Below are 15,984 nucleotides of genomic sequence, written 5' to 3'. Positions count from 1 at the left end.
GTCGATAAACCGACTCCTGAGCTCCGAGAAAAAGACTGCCCCCCCCGGAGAGGTCGCCAAAAGCGCACTGTAATAAAGCAGCTCGCCAATCATCTGATTGATGAACACATCAATCGAGGATTGCCATCATGAAATCACTTTTGAGCCAAACAGCAGCCCTGATGCTGGTGCTCGCCAGTAGCGTAGTCACGGTCCATGCGGAGGACGGTAGCGAGCGTCTCGCGAATTTCAGACTGCAAAATGACGCGATGATTGCCGAGCGCTCCGCGGTATCAATAGAGGAGCGTGTGGCGCAGATTATGGAAACGCAGCCAACCGCCTCTGGTCCGCAGGACAACCTGCAATGGTCCGAGGGCCAGGGGGCTACGAATCAAAATCGCGCCTCCCAACTGAAAATTCGCGACGTTCACCGCAGCCAGAAATAATGGCAACTCTCGGGCTTTTTCGGGTATGGTCCTGCGAGCCGAACACTTCGGCTTCCCCTGTGCACAAGGATGTGTACTTCCTAGCACGTATCCGTCATTAGCCTGAAGACTGTCGTTTCAAGCCCTACACAGGCCTGGAGACTCTCCTAATGCTTTCATTCGCTGCTAGCTGGTTTGGCAGGAACTCAACCTCATCAACGGCCGCTACTGAGGCGACGCAGGCTCTGCTCAGCAGCCTGTTGACCATGGCCTGGTTTGTTGAAGCTCGCGACCCCTATACAGGCGGGCATCTTTGGCGTGTCTCACGCTACGCCCACCTGCTCGCCACTGCCGCCGGTCTTTCTGCGCCTGAAGCCGCACGAATAAGCCTGGGCGGATTTCTTCACGACCTCGGCAAGATCGGCATCGCCGATGCGATTCTGCGTAAAACCTCATCGCTGACCGACGACGAATATGCGGTCGTGAAGACCCATCCAGAGCAAGGCCTGCGCATGCTTGCCGGTCACCCGCTGGCGAACTTGGTGCGCGAGGCCGTTTACAGCCATCATGAGCGCCCCGATGGCAAGGGCTATCCGCGCGGCCTTAGCGGTAACGCACTGCATATCGATGCGCGAATTGTCGGGCTATGCGATGCCTTTGATGCCATGACCAGCAGCCGTCCGTATCGGGCTGGCATGAGCAGAGGCCAGGCACTGGCAATTATTCAGGGCCAGAGCGGCAGTCAGTTTGACCTGCAACTGAGTGAGCGTTTTGTTGAACTGGGGCGCCAAGGCGTACTGGATCACGTGATGGGCCACTCAGATGAAGGCATCCCTCTGCAGAGCTGCCCCATGTGTGGCCCAACGCTGGTGTTGACCCGGGAAAGTCATGCAGGGGAACACATTTACTGCCGCAATTGTGCGGGTGAGTTCGAGCTGAAGAGTGCAGAGCATAAGCTGGTAGCCGAGCCCACAGGGCGACAGGGCTCCCCCCGTGACCTGGAACCTGAAGCTGATCATGGCCTGATCCGTCGGGTGGTAGCTGAGGCCGCTGCCAACATGTCGCTGGAGCTGATGCTCAGCACGAGCCAGCAGGGGGGATGACCATGCATTTACCCCCGATTACTCCGGCACACTCTCGGCTATTGTATCGCTCAGGCAAAGTAGCCTTGGTGGTTGGCACCCTGCTGAACCTGATCAACCAGAGTGATGTTCTGCTCGGGTCCGCTGAACTATCGGTGCAGCACTTGCTTCTGAACTATCTGGTGCCATTTGCGGTATCAGCCTATAGCGGTCTCAAGGCTGTGCATCAGAACACTTGACGTTCGCCCTGCCACCAGCGCCAGGTATCGAGCAGATCGAAGATCAGGCTGATGCCGTTTACCAGCAACACGAGACCGATAAACATCACTTCCCCTGCATCCGGAGCAGGGGTCTGCAACACGCGCATCAGTAGCAGAATCTGCAGAGGCCCCCAGACAACCAGGTGCGGTAGCGCCATCGCTCGACTGAATCCTGCATACCGGTAAAGCAGGAGCATATTGCTGCCCAAGGCCAAGACTGCCGCCAGAGCGACCATCTGCGCCGCCTGATATTCGAGCACAAGGAAACTGAGCAGATTGACTGGCACCAGCACCAGCGCCATCCAAACCTGTACCCACAGGGGAAGACGGCGAAAGGACAGCCAGAGCTGGCGGTTAATCTCAACGAATCGGTTCATGGCTTCATTCTTCTGGAGGGGATGTGACGAGCTGACCGCCACGTGATTTGCGCAGGGCCTACACAACCGTCAGAGCTGCTCGTTCAACGACCAGTCGTAATCAAGAAACTCGATGTCTGGCTCAGGCTCAGTCGGCGCAACCTCCGCCCCTGCAGACAACCATCGGATGTGCGCCTGGAGATACCCCTGCAGCGAGCCACTGCGCTTGATAAAGTCATCACCATACCAGTCGAAGATCATTGAGACCTCGAAGCGCTGCTGTTCTGGGTTAAACCGATTGCGCCGATGATCACTGAGGAAGCGGCGCTGGCTATCTTCCAGCTGGACATCCAGTCGCTCCGCGATAAAGGCCTCCGGGCGCAGCGCCGGACAGCCAATCGAGGCGCAGTTGACGGCAAAATGAATACGCTGCTCATCGAACACCCCAGGCTCGCGGATCATTCCATGCTCGATCTGATCGAGGCTCATCGTCTGCCCAAGCAAGGGAATGAATTCCAGCTTCCAGGGACTGCTGAGCAAGCCGCCGATTTCCTTGATCGACTGCAACGGGTAATGCTCGATTATCAGTTTGACGGTGAAGGCGTTGTAGCTGTTGATCAAGAAAGCCAACTGTTGCGGCCTGCTCCAGCTGTCGTACTGGTCGCGCGACACTGCCGAAAGCACCCCCAGATAGCGATCCAGGTCGGCCTCATCCCGCTTGAAACCACGATAGTCGACGGCGCTGGCAAAGCCGACCGCATCCCAGGCGACATGACGGGCAAGCAAGGTGGACCATTGCTCATGCCCCTGATCAAACGTGGCAGCCTGAGCCAATCCGCTGAACATGAGCAGCAGGCTAAAGAGCAGATTACGCATGAGTTCTCCTAAGGTTTTGCCTTGTTACTGGTGGCCCTGCCCGAGTTGTAGCGCTGCGCCAGGCGCTGAGGTGATACGCCGCAGGCATACCCCAGTGCCAACCAGCGATTGCGTAACGAACGACGCCACCAGCCATCCCGTTGCCAACGCCTGGCATCGACCAACAAGCCATCTGGCAAAACGACCAGGCGACCCTGCAGGCGAGCCCGCTTGACCAGTTCAACCTCCTCGAACAACGGCCAGGGGCTGTGCTGACCTGACAGCTGATAGATGCTGCGGTCAAAGAACAAACCCTGATCGCCATAGGGCACGCCGAACGCGTTGCGCAGGGCAATCAACTGTTCGAGCATTCGGCTTTGCCAGCACGGCTGGCCGGCAAAGCGGAACGCGAAGTAACCACCCACTGCACCAGCACCGAGTGCACGCGTGATCGACAACAGAGGGTTGCCCTGCAGCTTGGCGTCGGCATGCAGAAACCACAGGATCTGATGCTTCGCATGGCTGACACCCAGACGCAGCTGCTCCCCTCTACAGGGCTGGGCGGGCAGCCACTGCGCACCATGCCGTTGGCAGATGTCATGACAGAGGGAACTCTGCGCCGCATCGACCACCAGCACTTGCAAGTTTTGCGGCGTGTTCTGTGTCAGTCCCTGCAATTGAGTGAGCAATTCACTCAGTGCCGACTCATCGTGCCAGCAAGGAATGATCACGCTGACAGGGGCAATATCCATCATCCCGACGCCCCCAACTGTTCAAGCGCCTGGCGCAAGGCTAACCGCGCCGGACGTGCGTCCGCGGCCAATAATGCATAGAGCGGCCGCAGATCTTGCTGGTGGTCGATATCGAACAGTTGACCGGCCACCGCGACACGCTGACCAGCCTGGCGACAGCACTCGCCAAGCGCTTCGCCCAATTGCGGGGTGCTCCAGGGCAAGGCACATAGATCCGGCCAGGGCAGATTGGAGGCCATCAGCACAACCCCACCATCCTCAGCCGAGAGCAGTACGCTGTCGTTTTCCTCCAGCAGGTAAGACACGCGCTTGTAATCGGCAAAACCCAATGCGGGGCAATCACTGCCGATGTAGATCAGACTTTGATGACCCTGATGGCGTAACTGAGCATCCAGCTGATTGATGCGCTCACCCAGATTGCCTTCCCCCTGCGCCAGACACTCACTCGCCAGCGCCAGGCCACGTGACCAGGCAAGATGCTGCTGATGGTCAGGTGCCAGGACCGTATGACCTGGCCACAGGTGGATATCCTCCAACGCGCACGCCAACAAGTGCTGGGCAATGCTGAAGGCACGCTCGGTACCTATCTGCTCGGCCAGCCGCTGTTTGGAATATCCCAGCGCCGGGCACTTGCACAGCAGAACCAGACCTGGCCAGCGTTCACCAGACAATAAGCTTTCACTCGCCAACACAGGTCTCTCCGAAGCTATGAATGGCAATACTGGCATGCCAGCCCGCGCAGATAAGAGCAACGACCGGTGCGTTTGTTACAGCCACGTCAAAACGACTACTGATCTGGCTTCTTTAGCTTGCTGGCGATGCTATGGGCATCCACATCGCCCATCTCCAGCGGAAGCTGCTGCAGCACCTGGGCAGTGAGCTTGAGTTGCTTGATATACAGCTTGCAGCGCGTGCACATGCGCAAATGCATCATCACCTGCATGCGGCTACGCAAGGTGAGATGACCATCGACAATCTCGGAGCCCAGTTCTGACATCTCCCGACAACTCAACATGTCCCCACCTCCTCGAAGTGATTGAGCATGGCGCGCATGCGCTGACGCCCCCTGTGCAAGAGGACACGGATATTGCCCTCAGCCAAACCGAGCACTTTCGCGATTTCTGGGTAATCCAACCCTCCCAGCTCGCGCATCATCACCACGCTCTGTTGGTCACCGGGTAGTTTGTGCATGTGCTTACGGATGCACTCGTGCAACTCCGCCTCGGTCAGCAAGGCTTCGGGAGTGTCGTGATGCCACTGAGTCGGTGGAGTGTTCCAGGCGCCCTGCTCGGTGAAGCGTTCACTGATCGGCGAGCCGGGATCAGTCCCCCACGCCTCCAGAGACACCTCGCGACGCCCCTTACGCATGATCGCGTAGGCCTCATTGAGAGCAATCCTGGCGAGCCAGGTCCGGAGTTGGGCACGGCCCTCGAATTTGCCGATGGCGGCAAAGGCCTTCAGCCAGGTTTCCTGAGCAACATCATCGGCCAGTTCTTGCCCTACCAGCGGCGTAGCCATGGCCACCAAGAAGCCATGGTGCAGCTTGATCGCCACCTCAAAGGCATTGCTGTCACCTGCTCGCAACCGTCTGATCAGCGCCTGTTCATCGTCCATCGATTGTCCTCTTTGCAAGAGCCTGCTCAGTTGCATTCAGCCTTGGATGCTTAATGAGCCTGATTGTTACAGCGATACGTCACCAGTGCAGGTAAACACCCTAGCCAAAGGTACTCGCCTGGTCCGCAACGAAAAACGGGGTAAGCCCATCACCACAACTTTTTACGAGTGCCTGCGTAACAACAACGGGAGAAATACATCAGAAAAACAGCGGGCGCCTGAATCAGTTGATCTTCAGGCCGCATGACGGCCAGGGAGTATCAGCCGCCATGTTAAGCCGAATGGCAACCGCCGCCCCTGCAGCTGCATTGGACAGGGTTATAAAAACGACTGCCTGACGAGGATTACCCCCATGCGCCATTTCTGTCCCGACCAACCCTTGCAGCATCAACAACGGCCGCTTGCCAGCATGGTGTCCGCTACCGTACTGACCATGGCATTGGCGGGCCCTGCCCTGGCTGCCACTCCATGCGCTCCCTGCGCAGCACGCTGCGCCCCGGCAGCGTTGAATCCATGCGCCGCCAAGAATCCATGTGCGGGGAAAACACCATGCGCAGCCAACCTATGCGCGGCAAAGAATCCCTGCGCCAGTAAAAACCCCTGCGCTGCCAAAAACCCCTGTGCCGCCAAAAACCCGTGCGCGGCCAAAATGAATCCGTGCGCGATCAAATCGGTTAAGCGTCCAGCGGATTACCGCCCCTACCAGGGCAATCAGGCCGAGCTGATGGCTTATGGCGAAAAGCTCTACAAGGACACCACGTTGAGTAGCAATGGCTTGTCCTGCGCCACATGCCACCAAGGTGGCAATCTGTTCCAGGCTAGCTTTGCCAAGGCGTATCCGCACGAAGTCGCCATGGCCAAGAACCAGTTCGGTATGTCCCAGGTTTTTCTCGACGAGATGGTGCAGATCTGCATGGTCGCACCCATGGCGACCAAGGCACTGGGCTGGGAGTCGAAGGAGCTGGCCGCCATCACCACCTATGTCGCCAGCCTACAAACTGGATTTAGCCCCAATCCCTGCGCGGCAAAAAATCCGTGCGCGGCCAAGAACCCCTGCGCCGCGAAAAACCCGTGTGTCGCCAAAAATCCCTGTGCGGCAAAAGCTGCGCCTTGCGCGGCTAAGTAACCCTGTCCCCTTGACCGGGGCAGCCCCTCCTTCTGCCCCGGTTCTTTTTGAGGCCCTACATGTCAGAGAAGTCCTCCGTCTTCAGTGCCTTGCCCTCATGCCGACTCACCGAGCCCCAGGCGGTGCGCCTTAGTGGCGAAGAACGTCGGCAACTGCTCGCAGCCGCCCAGGAGGCGCAGCGCTGTCAGGCAGCCCTGTCCAAGGTAGAACGCAATGTTGTTGGCGAGCTGCTCAAAGGGCACGACGGCTTCTACGAGATGAACCATTACCCCGAAGGGGATGTGTACGACCGTGACAGCCACGCCCAGTACTACTATCACGCGCATCGCGAAGGTGCGGTCGAACATGGTCATTTCCACACGTTCATCCGCGGTCAGGGTATTGCCCCCGATCTTTTACCCCTCACGGCTGCCGCGGAGAGTGACGCCTGGCCAACCGGGGAAGACGCCATCGCCCACCTGATCGCTGTGTCCATGGATGCCTGGGGTCAGCCCATCGGGCTGTTCGCCTGCAACCGCTGGGTCACTGGTGAAACCTGGTACCCGGCCTCGGCAGTCAAACAGCTACTACCGGCTTTCAGCGTCGACCATGCATTTCCATCCTGGCCGACCAATCTCTGGCTTACAGCCCTGCTGCGCCTGTTCCGCCCGCACATCGAGGCTTTACTGGACCATCGCGACCAAGTCATTGCGGCATGGCAGGCGGCACACCCGCAGCACGACGTCTTCGAGGATCGGGCGCTGGAAATAACCGGCTACCTGCCCATATCGGTCACTGACTGGAACCAGCAGGTGCTGGCCGCGCAGCAGAACCATGAAATAACGACCTCGGCACCAACTTAACCCTGGGGAAGACCATGCAAATCCTGTTTTTGTGTACCGCGAATAGCTGTCGCAGCATCCTGGCCGAAGCCATTTTCAACCATCTGGCCCCAGAGGGCATGCGGGCATACAGTGCCGGCAGCAAGCCCAAGGGGACGATACACCCACAGAGCCTGCGAGCCCTGCAGCGCGCCGGTATCGGCATCGAGGGCCTGCACAGCAAGGCACACGCCGTGCATGAACAATTGCGCCCGGATCTGGTCATCACTCTGTGCGACAGCGCCGCGGCCGAGCCATGCCCGGCTTACTTTGGCGATGCCATAAGGGCGCACTGGGGCTTGCCCGACCCGGACGGACTGGGTTCTACGCCCAGTGAGGTGGATGCAGTGTTCGATAGCACCGTTACCCGCATCAAGGATCGAGTCGAGGCCTTCCTTGCCCTGACTGACTGCCCATCCGATCGCCAGACTTTCAGCACTGCCGTTAGAGCCATTGGCGAGCACGCTATCGGCTAGAAGGAGAAACCTTCACCCTGCATTTTGCGCAGCAGATCCTGCCAACGTGACAAGCGCTTGGCATCGCTGGTGCGCTCCAATCCCTGTTGTTTTACCAGGTAGACGCCTTCGGCATTGAAGGCATAGACGGGTAATAGATCGTTACGCTCCCAGGCAGGCCGGATCTCGTTGATGAGATTATCCAGCACCAGCGGTGCTGCCTTCGGCGAGGGGTAATAGGTCAACACCATGTGCGCCTGATTAAGACGCAACGCTTTTACGTAGGTGATACGCAACTTGCTGGCAGGCACACCCAGTTGGCGCAGGCTGAAGTACTTGGCCAGTGCGTAGTCTTCGCAATCTGCGGCACCCTTGACCAGCGCCTCAACGGGTGTCGCCCAATAGTCTCGCTGCCCCCAGATTCGACTGTCGTCGGAGAATCGCAACCGTCGGTTGAAGTAAAGATTCACCATGCGCAGCTTTTCAAGCTCTGGCATTCGCAGGTCGCTGCCGAGCAAGTCCCGCCATTCCAGAAGGCGCACCGCGACAGGCCCGAGGTTGCCATAGCGCAGCTCGGCCTTGCGCATGATCAGCTCAAAGTCCCAGGCCGCCCAGGTCAGCGCCAGTCCACCGGTAACGCCTACCAGCAAGCACGAGACTATTAGCCGGGAAAATATCCGTCCTACCGAGAGCATTGCCAGCACCTCCCGGCCAGCGCCAGGACTTCAGCGTCTCAGCACAACAAGCCGTTGAGATAACGCTGCGCCAGTGGGTCGCAGGCGCCGTCGAAAAGCCTGCCGGCCGGACCGCTGTCGAGCACGCAACCGCAACCGTCGCGCACCCAGCACACGGCCACATGGTCGGCCAGCCGTCGGGCCTGGGCCAGGTTATGAGTGACCATCAGCAGGGTATAGCGGCCCTTGAGGCTATCGATCAGGCTCTCGACCGTGGCGCTGGCGATGGGGTCCAGGGCACTGCAGGGTTCGTCCAGCAGCAATACGCGGGGCTCAAGTGCCAGGGCGCGAGCAAAGCACAGGCGCTGTTGCTGACCTCCGGACAGGCTCAGCGCCGGTCGATCCAGGCGCGCATGCACTTCTTCCCATAGCCCGGTCGCCTGCAGGGCTTGCTGCATGCGTTCGTGCAGCTCCTGTTTGCCACGCACGCCATGCTCACGCAGGGCGAACAGGATGTTTTCGGCAATGCTCAGCGGGAACGGGTTGGGCTGTTGAAAGACCATGCCGACCTGGCGGCGCAACTGCTGCAGGTCAACCTGAGCATCGAGCACGTCCACCCCATCGATGAGGATCCGCCCCTCGACACGGGCGCCAGGCACCAGATCACTCATGCGGTTGACCGCCGATAGCAGACTGCTCTTGCCACATCCGCTCGGACCGACCACAGCCATCAGCTCGCCGGGCGCCACCTCCAGGCAGGCACCGAGCAGCGCGCCCTGCCCGCCATAGTGAACGCTGAGATTTTCGATACGAAGGGACGGAGGCTGAACCATGGAATTATCTCGCGAATGCGGCAGGACGCCGGCCCAGACGCCAGGCCAGCAATTGAATGAGCAGAGCGAAACCGAGCAAGACCAGGGCTGTAGCCGCCGACGCCGGACTGCCACCGGAGACATTCATGGCCAGGTCGTAAATGTGCACGGCCAAGGTTCGTCCCGAGTCGAAGACGCTCTCAGGCCAACGCATTACGTATCCGGCGGTGAATAGCAGCACCGCTGTCTCGGCCAGCGCCCGCCCGGCACTGAGCACCAGGGCGGCCGCGATACCCGGTGCGGCGAATGGCAGAAGAATCCGGCGCAGGTAACCAAACCGGGAGATGGCCAGCCCAGCCGCGGCCTGGCGGTAACTGTGCGGACAATCGCGCAGCGCCTGCTCGCAACCGCGGATAAACAGTGGCAAGACCATGCAAGCCAGGGTGCAACCACCCGCCAACAGCGAATACCCCCAGCCCAGCTCAACCACGAACACCCGGTGACCAAACAAGCCGAACACCACCGAAGGCACCGCCCCCAGCCCATCCAGCGCCCACTGCAGGCCGAGGTTCAGCCGACCATCCGGACGTAACTGCTCGACCAGAAACAGCGCCGTCCCCAGCCCCAGGGGAACCGCAATGGCCAGGCACAGCAGCAGTACCGCAGCGGTAGACAGGATGATCGGGCCTATCCCCCCGCTACGCCCTGCCTGCTCGGGCGTACCGGTCAGGAAAGCCCAGTCGAGCAAGCTGAAGCCGTCACCGAAGATCGTCAGCAGAAGGCTCAACGGCGCCAGGGCCACCAGCAGCGCCAGCAGTGCCAGTGCCCAACCGCGCCAATGCTCCGCGCGGCTCATGTGCGACTCCCGAACAGACGCGCCAAGCCCATCAGCAGCAACGCCAGCACCAGCAGCAGCCATCCGCTGAGGTACAACGCCTGCAGATGTGCTCCCGAGGCATAACTCATTTCCAGGGCTATGTTGGCGGTCAGGGTTCGCACCGGCTCAAAGATCGACCCTGGCCACTGCACCACATTGCCGGCCACCATCAGCACCGCCATGGTCTCGCCCAGGGCGCGCCCCAGTTGCAGCAGAATCGACGGCCACAGCCGTGGCCATGCCGCCGGCAACAGCACCCGTCGAATCGCCGCCCAGCGTGATACGCCCAGGCACAGGGCCGCCGGCAAATGACGGCGGGCACTCTCGCGCAGCACCGCATCGGCCTGCACCATCAGCAGCGGCAGAATCATCAGACCGAGCACAATGCCGACGGCCAACAGGCTCGCACCGGGTGCCACCCAGGCATTGAGCAGTGGCACCAGCACCACCAGGCCCCAGAGTCCGTAGACCACCGAGGGAATGCTGGCCATCAGGCCAACGAGACCCGCGTAGGCTCTGGCCACGGAAGTCGGCGCATAGAAAATCAGCCAGATACTGACCAGCAAACCGGACGGTACGGCCAGCAACAGCGCCAACAGACTACTGAGCAGGCTGACACCGAGCATCGCCTGCAGGCCGAACAGCCCCTTGCTTGGCTGCCAGGCAGCGCCGAGCAAGGGGCTCGGTGACTGCAAGAGTGGCCAGCTGGCCTGCGTCAGGAACAGCAGAATCAACAACAGGATCACCGCAGCCGACAGCGCACAGAGCAGGCTGACGGCGCGCAGCAGGCGATCAGCGCTGTGGCGCAGGTACAAAGGCGTGCTGCTGGACAAGGTCGGCCACCTCGCGGGACTGGGCAAAGGCCAGCAGTGCTTGGGTATTGGCATCCGGCTCACCGAACACCACCAGATTCAATTCACGACTCAGGGGATAGCTGCCATCCAGCAGCGTCTCGGTAGAGGCCTCATGCCCGTCCAGGGCCAGTAACTTGATCGGCACGCCCTGGCGGGCCTCATACTCGGCACTGCCGATGGAGACGTAGCCAATGGCTTGCGGGTTGCCGGCCACGGATTTGATGCCCTGCTGGTTGTCACCTATCACCAGGTCCGGGCGAACGGCGCCGTTATCCAGTTTGAAATGCTGAAGAAACAGCTCCAGGGTGGAGCGACCCTCGGCCTTGTGCACCTTGACCACGCTACCCGCCTGGCCGCCAAGGATCTGCCAGTCGCCGAGCTGGCCGGTGTAGAGATCGACCACCTGTTTGCTGCTGATCGCCTCTAGCGGGTTGCTGGCATGCACGATCAGGGCAATGCCATCTTCGGCAATGTAGTAGGCCTGCAGATCCTGCTCATCGGCCTTCAATGCCCGAGAAACCATGCCGATATTCGCCAGGCCACTGCGAGCATCCTGAATGCCGCGCGAGGTTCCACCGGACTGAACGTCGACATGGATACCCGGATGGCGCTCTTCGAAGCGTTTACCAATGTCAGCCATCAACGGCGCGATAGTGCTGGAGCCGGAGACGCTGACGGTCTGCTTCTGTTCAGGCGAACAGGCCGCCAGCAGCACAACGCTGCAAATAAGCATCAAGCTGCTGGATAGGCGCATTTCACATTCCCTCAGCAGCAGCTGGTAGCGGCTGTCACCGCTGCTTGTCGGTCATATGGAAGACCACCACCACAGCCTTCGAACAAGCCGAAGTGTCGGCTGAAATCGCCGATGAACTGGAAGTGCGGCGCAAAACGCGTGTCCTGCAACATGCGCCAGGTATTACCGCATACCGGGAACACCCGACCGGTTTCGATACGGTGATGCTTGTCGAGCACAAACGCGTGCGCTGCGCCGGGAATGCTGCCGCGATAGATCACCGCCTGACCGTAGTCCTCACAGGCCGGTTCAAGTCCATCGAGCTTGAACAGCCGGTAGGTGGCCGAGTAGAAGCGTGCATCACCGAGTTTTTCCGCCAGCGCCGAATCGGTAATGCTGATGGGCTGATCCTCGACCAACCGTGGATCGGTGAAACCATGACGACGCGCCAGATGCTCGAAGTCATTCCAGTACAGGGCGCCACCCAGGCACTCGCCATACAGCACCTCGTCCTGGCGCAGCTCATCAGCCAGACGGCGGTCGGCATAGACATCGGAAAAATACAGTTCGCCACCCGGCTTGAGCAGGCGATAGGCCTCGCGCAGCACGCTGTCCTTGTCCGGCGACAGATTGATCACGCAGTTGGACACGATCACATCGAAGCTGCCGTCGGCCAGCTCCAGCGAGGCCAGATCCTCGATATAGCCATGGCGAAAACTGACATTGGCAAAGCCGAAGCGCTCGGCGTGATAGTCGAGATGGGCATTGGCCACGGCAAGCTGCTCCGCCGTCATATCCACACCCAGCACGCTACCGCTGGCACCCACCAACTGCGCAAGCACGTAGCAGTCACGACCGGAGCCACTGCCCAGGTCAAGCACCTGGCAGCCATCCAGTAAGGCGGGGGCCACCAGACCGCAGCCGTAGTAGCGCGCGCTCACTTCAGGGTGCACCTGGCTCAACAGTGGCTTGAGCCAGGCTGGCATGCTGGAAGCATCGCAGCAGGCACTGGTTTTCAGGTCCGAGGAGTTCTGCAGGACCTTGCCGTAGTAGTTCTGTACTGATTCGTGCATGGATAACCTCTGTTCATAGGGTGCGCTGTCAGGTGCAGCAAACAGGAAAACGCTGATCAAGTGGATTGATTAGAAAGGTCACTTACTAACTAGATAAAAAATCATCGCGATTGTTACAGCACCAAATCACGGGAGCTGAGGGTTATGTGTGATTTAAAAAGGGGCTGTATTGGCTACAGCCCCAAGGTCGGGGAGGAAAGGAGCAACCCCTGTATTTCACTCAATAACGAGTGAAAGCTTTACAGAACACTCAGTGGGCACTCTTGCATCCAGTGCTTTGTTACAACTCAGTATTTTTTACCCAGTACCCACTTGTCTTCATCGCGATAGGCAATCAGCAACAGGCTGGCCGCGAAGATGATCAACGAGGGGTAGAACAGCGCGTTGCTGCCCTCAAACACCCAGCTCCAGGGGTCGATAACCGACTGCATCACCGCCAGCAGCGATGCACCGTTGAGCAGTACCTGCACCGGGTAGACCCAGCGCCGGGCAAACCCCACGACCACGGCCAAGCCCACCAGTATCTGCAGCGCACCGGCCACCTGCAGCGCACTTTCGACAGCGAGAAAGCCGAAGTAGAACTTGTTGGCCACCGCCATACCGTGCTCGACGTTGAATACCTTGTCCGCGCCCCAGATAACCAATAGCCAGCCAAGCGATACACGCAGCAACAGCAGGGTCCAGATTTTCATTGCAACATCTCCTTTAGAAAGGCCGACCTTGAAAGCCGGCATGGGTGTTTGCCCAACCCGATGGAAGAGTCGTCATAGATTCACGATTGGGTGCCGAGATGACGGGCGATAAAGCGGCGATCCAGGCGATCTTTCCAGCGCCCCAAGCACTCGCCTTCGGCCGTCATCCCCGACCAGCTAAGCAGCGCACCGCCCTGGCCATCAGCCAGCAGCGCCAACGAGCGGCGCTGCGGTTGAAATGGCGTCATGGCCTGGCCTGACAGAGCCGCGCTCAGGTTGACCGCTAGAACAGGCCCCTGGCGCACGGCGTACACCCCGCTACGTGGTGTGGCACTGAGGCTTGCGCAATCGCCGGCGGCAAACACATGCGAGTGAGAGAGGCTCTGCAGGGTTTTGCCGACCCGCACGAAACCCTGCTCGTCACAGGCCAGACCGGACCTGCCAAGCCAGGGCAAAGCACTGGCCCCAGTGGCTAGAATCACCCTTGCGCCGCACCATACGAGCCGGTCACCTGCGACCAGCGCATCACCATGAATCGAATCGACGGCAATGCTCTCCACCACCCTGACACCGGCTTCAGCCAAGTGGCGCAGGGCCCGCTTGCGCAGCGCAAGGGGATGTCCGGTCAATACCTGAGCGCTGCTAAGCAAGGTCAGCTCAGGTACCTGGGGCGCCAGGGCCAAAGCCAATTCCACCCCTGCCGCACCACCGCCGAGAATGGCCAATGCCTGAGGTGCCTTTTGCCAGCGTTGCCAACCCTGCAAAAAAGTCTCAAAGGGCTTGACCGGTAAAACCTCCAAAACGGTATCCGAGCCCTGTGGCACCTTGGGTACAGAACCCAGATTGAGCGACAGCCAGGTGGCCGCATACTGCCTGCCATCTGCCAGGTGAACACATCTGGCGAGCGGATCCAGTTCGTTAACCTGCCCCTCAAGCAATTCCACATCGGCAGCCGTGCAGAGCGCCTGTAAGGGAATGCGGCACTGCTCGGCGCGATAGCGGCCAGCCAACAGCCCCGGCAACATGCCCGAATACCAAGCGTACGGTCCTGGACTGATCAGGCCGATACGGCCTTTCGGCCGTTGTCCACTCATCCATAGGCGCAGCACACCCAGGTGGGCATGCCCCGCTCCTGCGAGCAATAGGTCAAACGGACCACTCACAGGACCTTCTCACTCACCTGGATTTCAGACCGAGCGTCCGCCTTGGTGTCTCCCAGACGCCATTGATGGAAGCGCGCCACCCAGCGCAGTACCGCCTGCGGGGCATGGGCACGCTTCCACTCACCGGCCACGTACTTGTTGGCTTCGGCCATGGTCGGGTAGATATGGATAGTGCCGAGCACCTTGTTCAGGCCATAGCCCTGCTTCATCGCCGCCACGTACTCGGCAATCAGCTCACCGGCATGCTCACCGACTATGGTCACGCCCAGGATGCGGTCCTTGCCCGGTTCGGTCAGTACCTTGATATAGCCATGGGCGGCTTCGTCGGCGATGGCGCGATCCAGATCGTCGATACCGAAGCGGCTGACCTCATAGGCGATGCCCTGCTCTCTGGCGTCCTGCTCGTTAAGCCCGACGCGGGCGACTTCCGGGTCGGTAAAGGTGGCCCAGGGGATCACCCGGTAATCGACCTTGAAGCGCTTGAAGGTGCCGAACAAGCCATTGACCGCGGCAAACCAGGCCTGATGCGCCGAGGTGTGGGTGAACTGATAGGGGCCAGTCACATCGCCCACGGCGAAGATATTGGGGAAGCGCGTAGCCAGGTATTCATCCACCTCCAGAGTGCCATTGGGGCGCACGGCCAGCTGCAGCTCTTCGGCCCCGAAGCCCTTGACGTTGGCCACCCGGCCTAGAGCCAGGAGCACCTGATCGAAGACGATGCGTACTTCGCTGTCGTCGGCCAGGTTGAGACAGACCAGTTGCCGCTTTCCTTCGATCACCTCGAAACGCACGGCCTTGTGCCGCAGGCGCAGCTCCACGCCGTCCTGGCGCAGGCTGGCCATTACCGCTTCGCTGGCCTCCGGGTCTTCACGCACCAGCAGGCGCTCGGTCATTTCCACCTGGGTCACCGCGCTGCCCAAGCGCTGGAAGGCCTGAGCCAGCTCGCAACCAATCGGCCCACCGCCCAGTACCAGCAGGCGTTTGGGTTGCTCGCGCAGGTTCCAGACGTTATCCGAGGTCAGCGGCTCCACCTGCTCGATGCCCGGAATCTTCGGCACCAGCGGCCGCGCGCCAGTGGCGATCACGATGGAACGGGTGGTGAGGCTCTGACCATTTACCTCCACCGTCCACGGCGAGGTGATCTTCGCCTCGCCCTCGATCACCTCCACACCCAGACCGGTGTAGCGCTCGACCGAGTCATGGGGCTCGACATCCGCCACCACCCGCTGCACGCGCTGCATCACCGCGGCGAAATCCACCTCGGCCTTGATCGGTTTGAAGCCGAGCTTTTCCGCCTTCTTCATTTCATTGGCCAGCTTGGCCGAACGCAGCAACGCCTTGG

20 protein-coding genes are annotated in these 15,984 nt (G+C 60.2%); 5 read left to right on the top strand and 15 right to left on the bottom strand.

The features are described from left to right. Positions 1 to 128: 128 nt before the first annotated feature. Both PA6_RS21225 and PA6_RS21220 read left to right on the top strand, forming a co-directional pair. The gene (locus PA6_RS21225; RefSeq protein ID WP_021703055.1) at positions 129 to 425 is read left to right on the top strand and encodes a hypothetical protein; all 297 of its coding nucleotides are present in this window, start codon (positions 129 to 131) and stop codon (positions 423 to 425) included. A gap of 149 nt (positions 426 to 574) precedes the next feature. After that, positions 575 to 1,507, top strand: a complete 933-nt coding sequence (locus PA6_RS21220; RefSeq protein WP_052168548.1) for an HD-GYP domain-containing protein — start codon at positions 575 to 577, stop codon at positions 1,505 to 1,507. Positions 1,508 to 1,712: 205 nt separating this feature from the next. Here the strand turns inward: PA6_RS21220 and PA6_RS21215 are convergent, their stop codons facing one another. From PA6_RS21215 to PA6_RS21190, 6 genes are all read right to left on the bottom strand, one after another. Next, positions 1,713 to 2,123 (bottom strand): hypothetical protein, encoded by a 411-nt coding sequence (locus tag PA6_RS21215; protein WP_021703052.1) that lies wholly within the window; start codon positions 2,121 to 2,123, stop codon positions 1,713 to 1,715. A 69-nt stretch (positions 2,124 to 2,192) separates the two neighbouring features. Next, a complete protein-coding gene (locus tag PA6_RS21210; protein ID WP_021703051.1) occupies positions 2,193 to 2,978 on the bottom strand; it encodes a DUF547 domain-containing protein in 786 nt (261 codons plus the stop codon). A gap of 8 nt (positions 2,979 to 2,986) precedes the next feature. Next, positions 2,987 to 3,712 carry a TIGR04283 family arsenosugar biosynthesis glycosyltransferase gene (locus tag PA6_RS21205; protein WP_021703050.1) on the bottom strand — a complete coding sequence of 242 codons (726 nt, stop codon included), beginning with the start codon at positions 3,710 to 3,712 and terminating at the stop codon, positions 2,987 to 2,989. Continuing rightward, the gene (locus PA6_RS21200) at positions 3,709 to 4,401 is read right to left on the bottom strand and encodes a TIGR04282 family arsenosugar biosynthesis glycosyltransferase (RefSeq protein ID WP_021703049.1); all 693 of its coding nucleotides are present in this window, start codon (positions 4,399 to 4,401) and stop codon (positions 3,709 to 3,711) included. Before PA6_RS21200 ends, PA6_RS21205 begins: the two co-directional genes overlap by 4 nt. A 95-nt stretch (positions 4,402 to 4,496) precedes the next feature. Then, entirely contained in the window at positions 4,497 to 4,706 is a 210-nt protein-coding gene (locus tag PA6_RS21195; protein WP_052520213.1) for a hypothetical protein, read from the bottom strand. Between the two features lie 11 nt (positions 4,707 to 4,717). After that, positions 4,718 to 5,323, bottom strand: coding sequence for an RNA polymerase sigma factor (locus tag PA6_RS21190; protein WP_021703047.1), 606 nt, complete (start codon positions 5,321 to 5,323; stop codon positions 4,718 to 4,720). A 352-nt stretch (positions 5,324 to 5,675) separates the two neighbouring features. Between PA6_RS21190 and PA6_RS21185 the strand changes: the two genes are divergently transcribed. Genes PA6_RS21185 through PA6_RS21175 form a run of 3 tightly spaced genes read left to right on the top strand, consistent with a single transcriptional unit; the run spans position 5,676 to position 7,785 of the window. Beyond that, entirely contained in the window at positions 5,676 to 6,449 is a 774-nt protein-coding gene (locus PA6_RS21185) for a c-type cytochrome (protein WP_052520212.1), read from the top strand. A 59-nt stretch (positions 6,450 to 6,508) separates the two neighbouring features. Beyond that, positions 6,509 to 7,291: a DUF6969 family protein gene (locus tag PA6_RS21180; RefSeq protein ID WP_052520211.1), complete on the top strand. Its 783-nt coding sequence runs from the start codon at positions 6,509 to 6,511 to the stop codon at positions 7,289 to 7,291. 14 nt (positions 7,292 to 7,305) lie between these two features. Then, positions 7,306 to 7,785, top strand: a complete 480-nt coding sequence (locus tag PA6_RS21175) for an arsenate reductase ArsC (RefSeq protein WP_021703044.1) — start codon at positions 7,306 to 7,308, stop codon at positions 7,783 to 7,785. Here the strand turns inward: PA6_RS21175 and lapG are convergent. From lapG to PA6_RS21130, 9 genes are all read right to left on the bottom strand, one after another. Next, positions 7,782 to 8,459 carry a cysteine protease LapG gene (gene lapG / locus PA6_RS21170; protein WP_021703043.1) on the bottom strand — a complete coding sequence of 226 codons (678 nt, stop codon included), beginning with the start codon at positions 8,457 to 8,459 and terminating at the stop codon, positions 7,782 to 7,784. The genes PA6_RS21175 and lapG overlap by 4 nt on opposite strands. 38 nt (positions 8,460 to 8,497) lie before the next feature. Continuing rightward, positions 8,498 to 9,271 (bottom strand): phosphate ABC transporter ATP-binding protein, encoded by a 774-nt coding sequence (locus tag PA6_RS21165; protein WP_021703042.1) that lies wholly within the window; start codon positions 9,269 to 9,271, stop codon positions 8,498 to 8,500. Between the two features lie 4 nt (positions 9,272 to 9,275). Next, complete coding sequence (pstA, locus tag PA6_RS21160) at positions 9,276 to 10,106, bottom strand: phosphate ABC transporter permease PstA (RefSeq protein WP_021703041.1); 831 nt, start codon at positions 10,104 to 10,106, stop codon at positions 9,276 to 9,278. After that, positions 10,103 to 10,960 carry a phosphate ABC transporter permease subunit PstC gene (gene pstC / locus PA6_RS21155; RefSeq protein WP_161970002.1) on the bottom strand — a complete coding sequence of 286 codons (858 nt, stop codon included), beginning with the start codon at positions 10,958 to 10,960 and terminating at the stop codon, positions 10,103 to 10,105. The genes pstA and pstC overlap by 4 nt, the downstream gene beginning before the upstream one ends. Beyond that, on the bottom strand, positions 10,920 to 11,735 hold the full coding sequence (locus PA6_RS21150) for a phosphate ABC transporter substrate-binding protein (protein WP_043217237.1): 816 nt from the start codon (positions 11,733 to 11,735) through the stop codon (positions 10,920 to 10,922). The genes pstC and PA6_RS21150 overlap by 41 nt, the downstream gene beginning before the upstream one ends. A gap of 11 nt (positions 11,736 to 11,746) precedes the next feature. Beyond that, positions 11,747 to 12,787 (bottom strand): arsenite methyltransferase, encoded by a 1,041-nt coding sequence (gene arsM, locus PA6_RS21145; protein WP_021703038.1) that lies wholly within the window; start codon positions 12,785 to 12,787, stop codon positions 11,747 to 11,749. Positions 12,788 to 13,074: 287 nt separating this feature from the next. Beyond that, positions 13,075 to 13,479, bottom strand: a complete 405-nt coding sequence (locus tag PA6_RS21140; RefSeq protein WP_021703037.1) for a DoxX family protein — start codon at positions 13,477 to 13,479, stop codon at positions 13,075 to 13,077. 80 nt (positions 13,480 to 13,559) lie between these two features. Beyond that, positions 13,560 to 14,642: an FAD-dependent oxidoreductase gene (locus tag PA6_RS21135; protein ID WP_021703036.1), complete on the bottom strand. Its 1,083-nt coding sequence runs from the start codon at positions 14,640 to 14,642 to the stop codon at positions 13,560 to 13,562. Continuing rightward, on the bottom strand, positions 14,639 to 15,984 hold a 1,346-nt coding region (locus PA6_RS21130), incomplete at its 5' end, for a dihydrolipoyl dehydrogenase family protein (protein WP_021703035.1). The genes PA6_RS21130 and PA6_RS21135, both read right to left, overlap by 4 nt.

It is taken from the genome of Aquipseudomonas alcaligenes NBRC 14159, assembly GCF_000467105.1.
GTDB classification, from domain to species: Bacteria; Pseudomonadota; Gammaproteobacteria; order Pseudomonadales; family Pseudomonadaceae; genus Aquipseudomonas; species Aquipseudomonas alcaligenes.
This window is presented reverse-complemented; position numbering and strand designations above follow the sequence as displayed.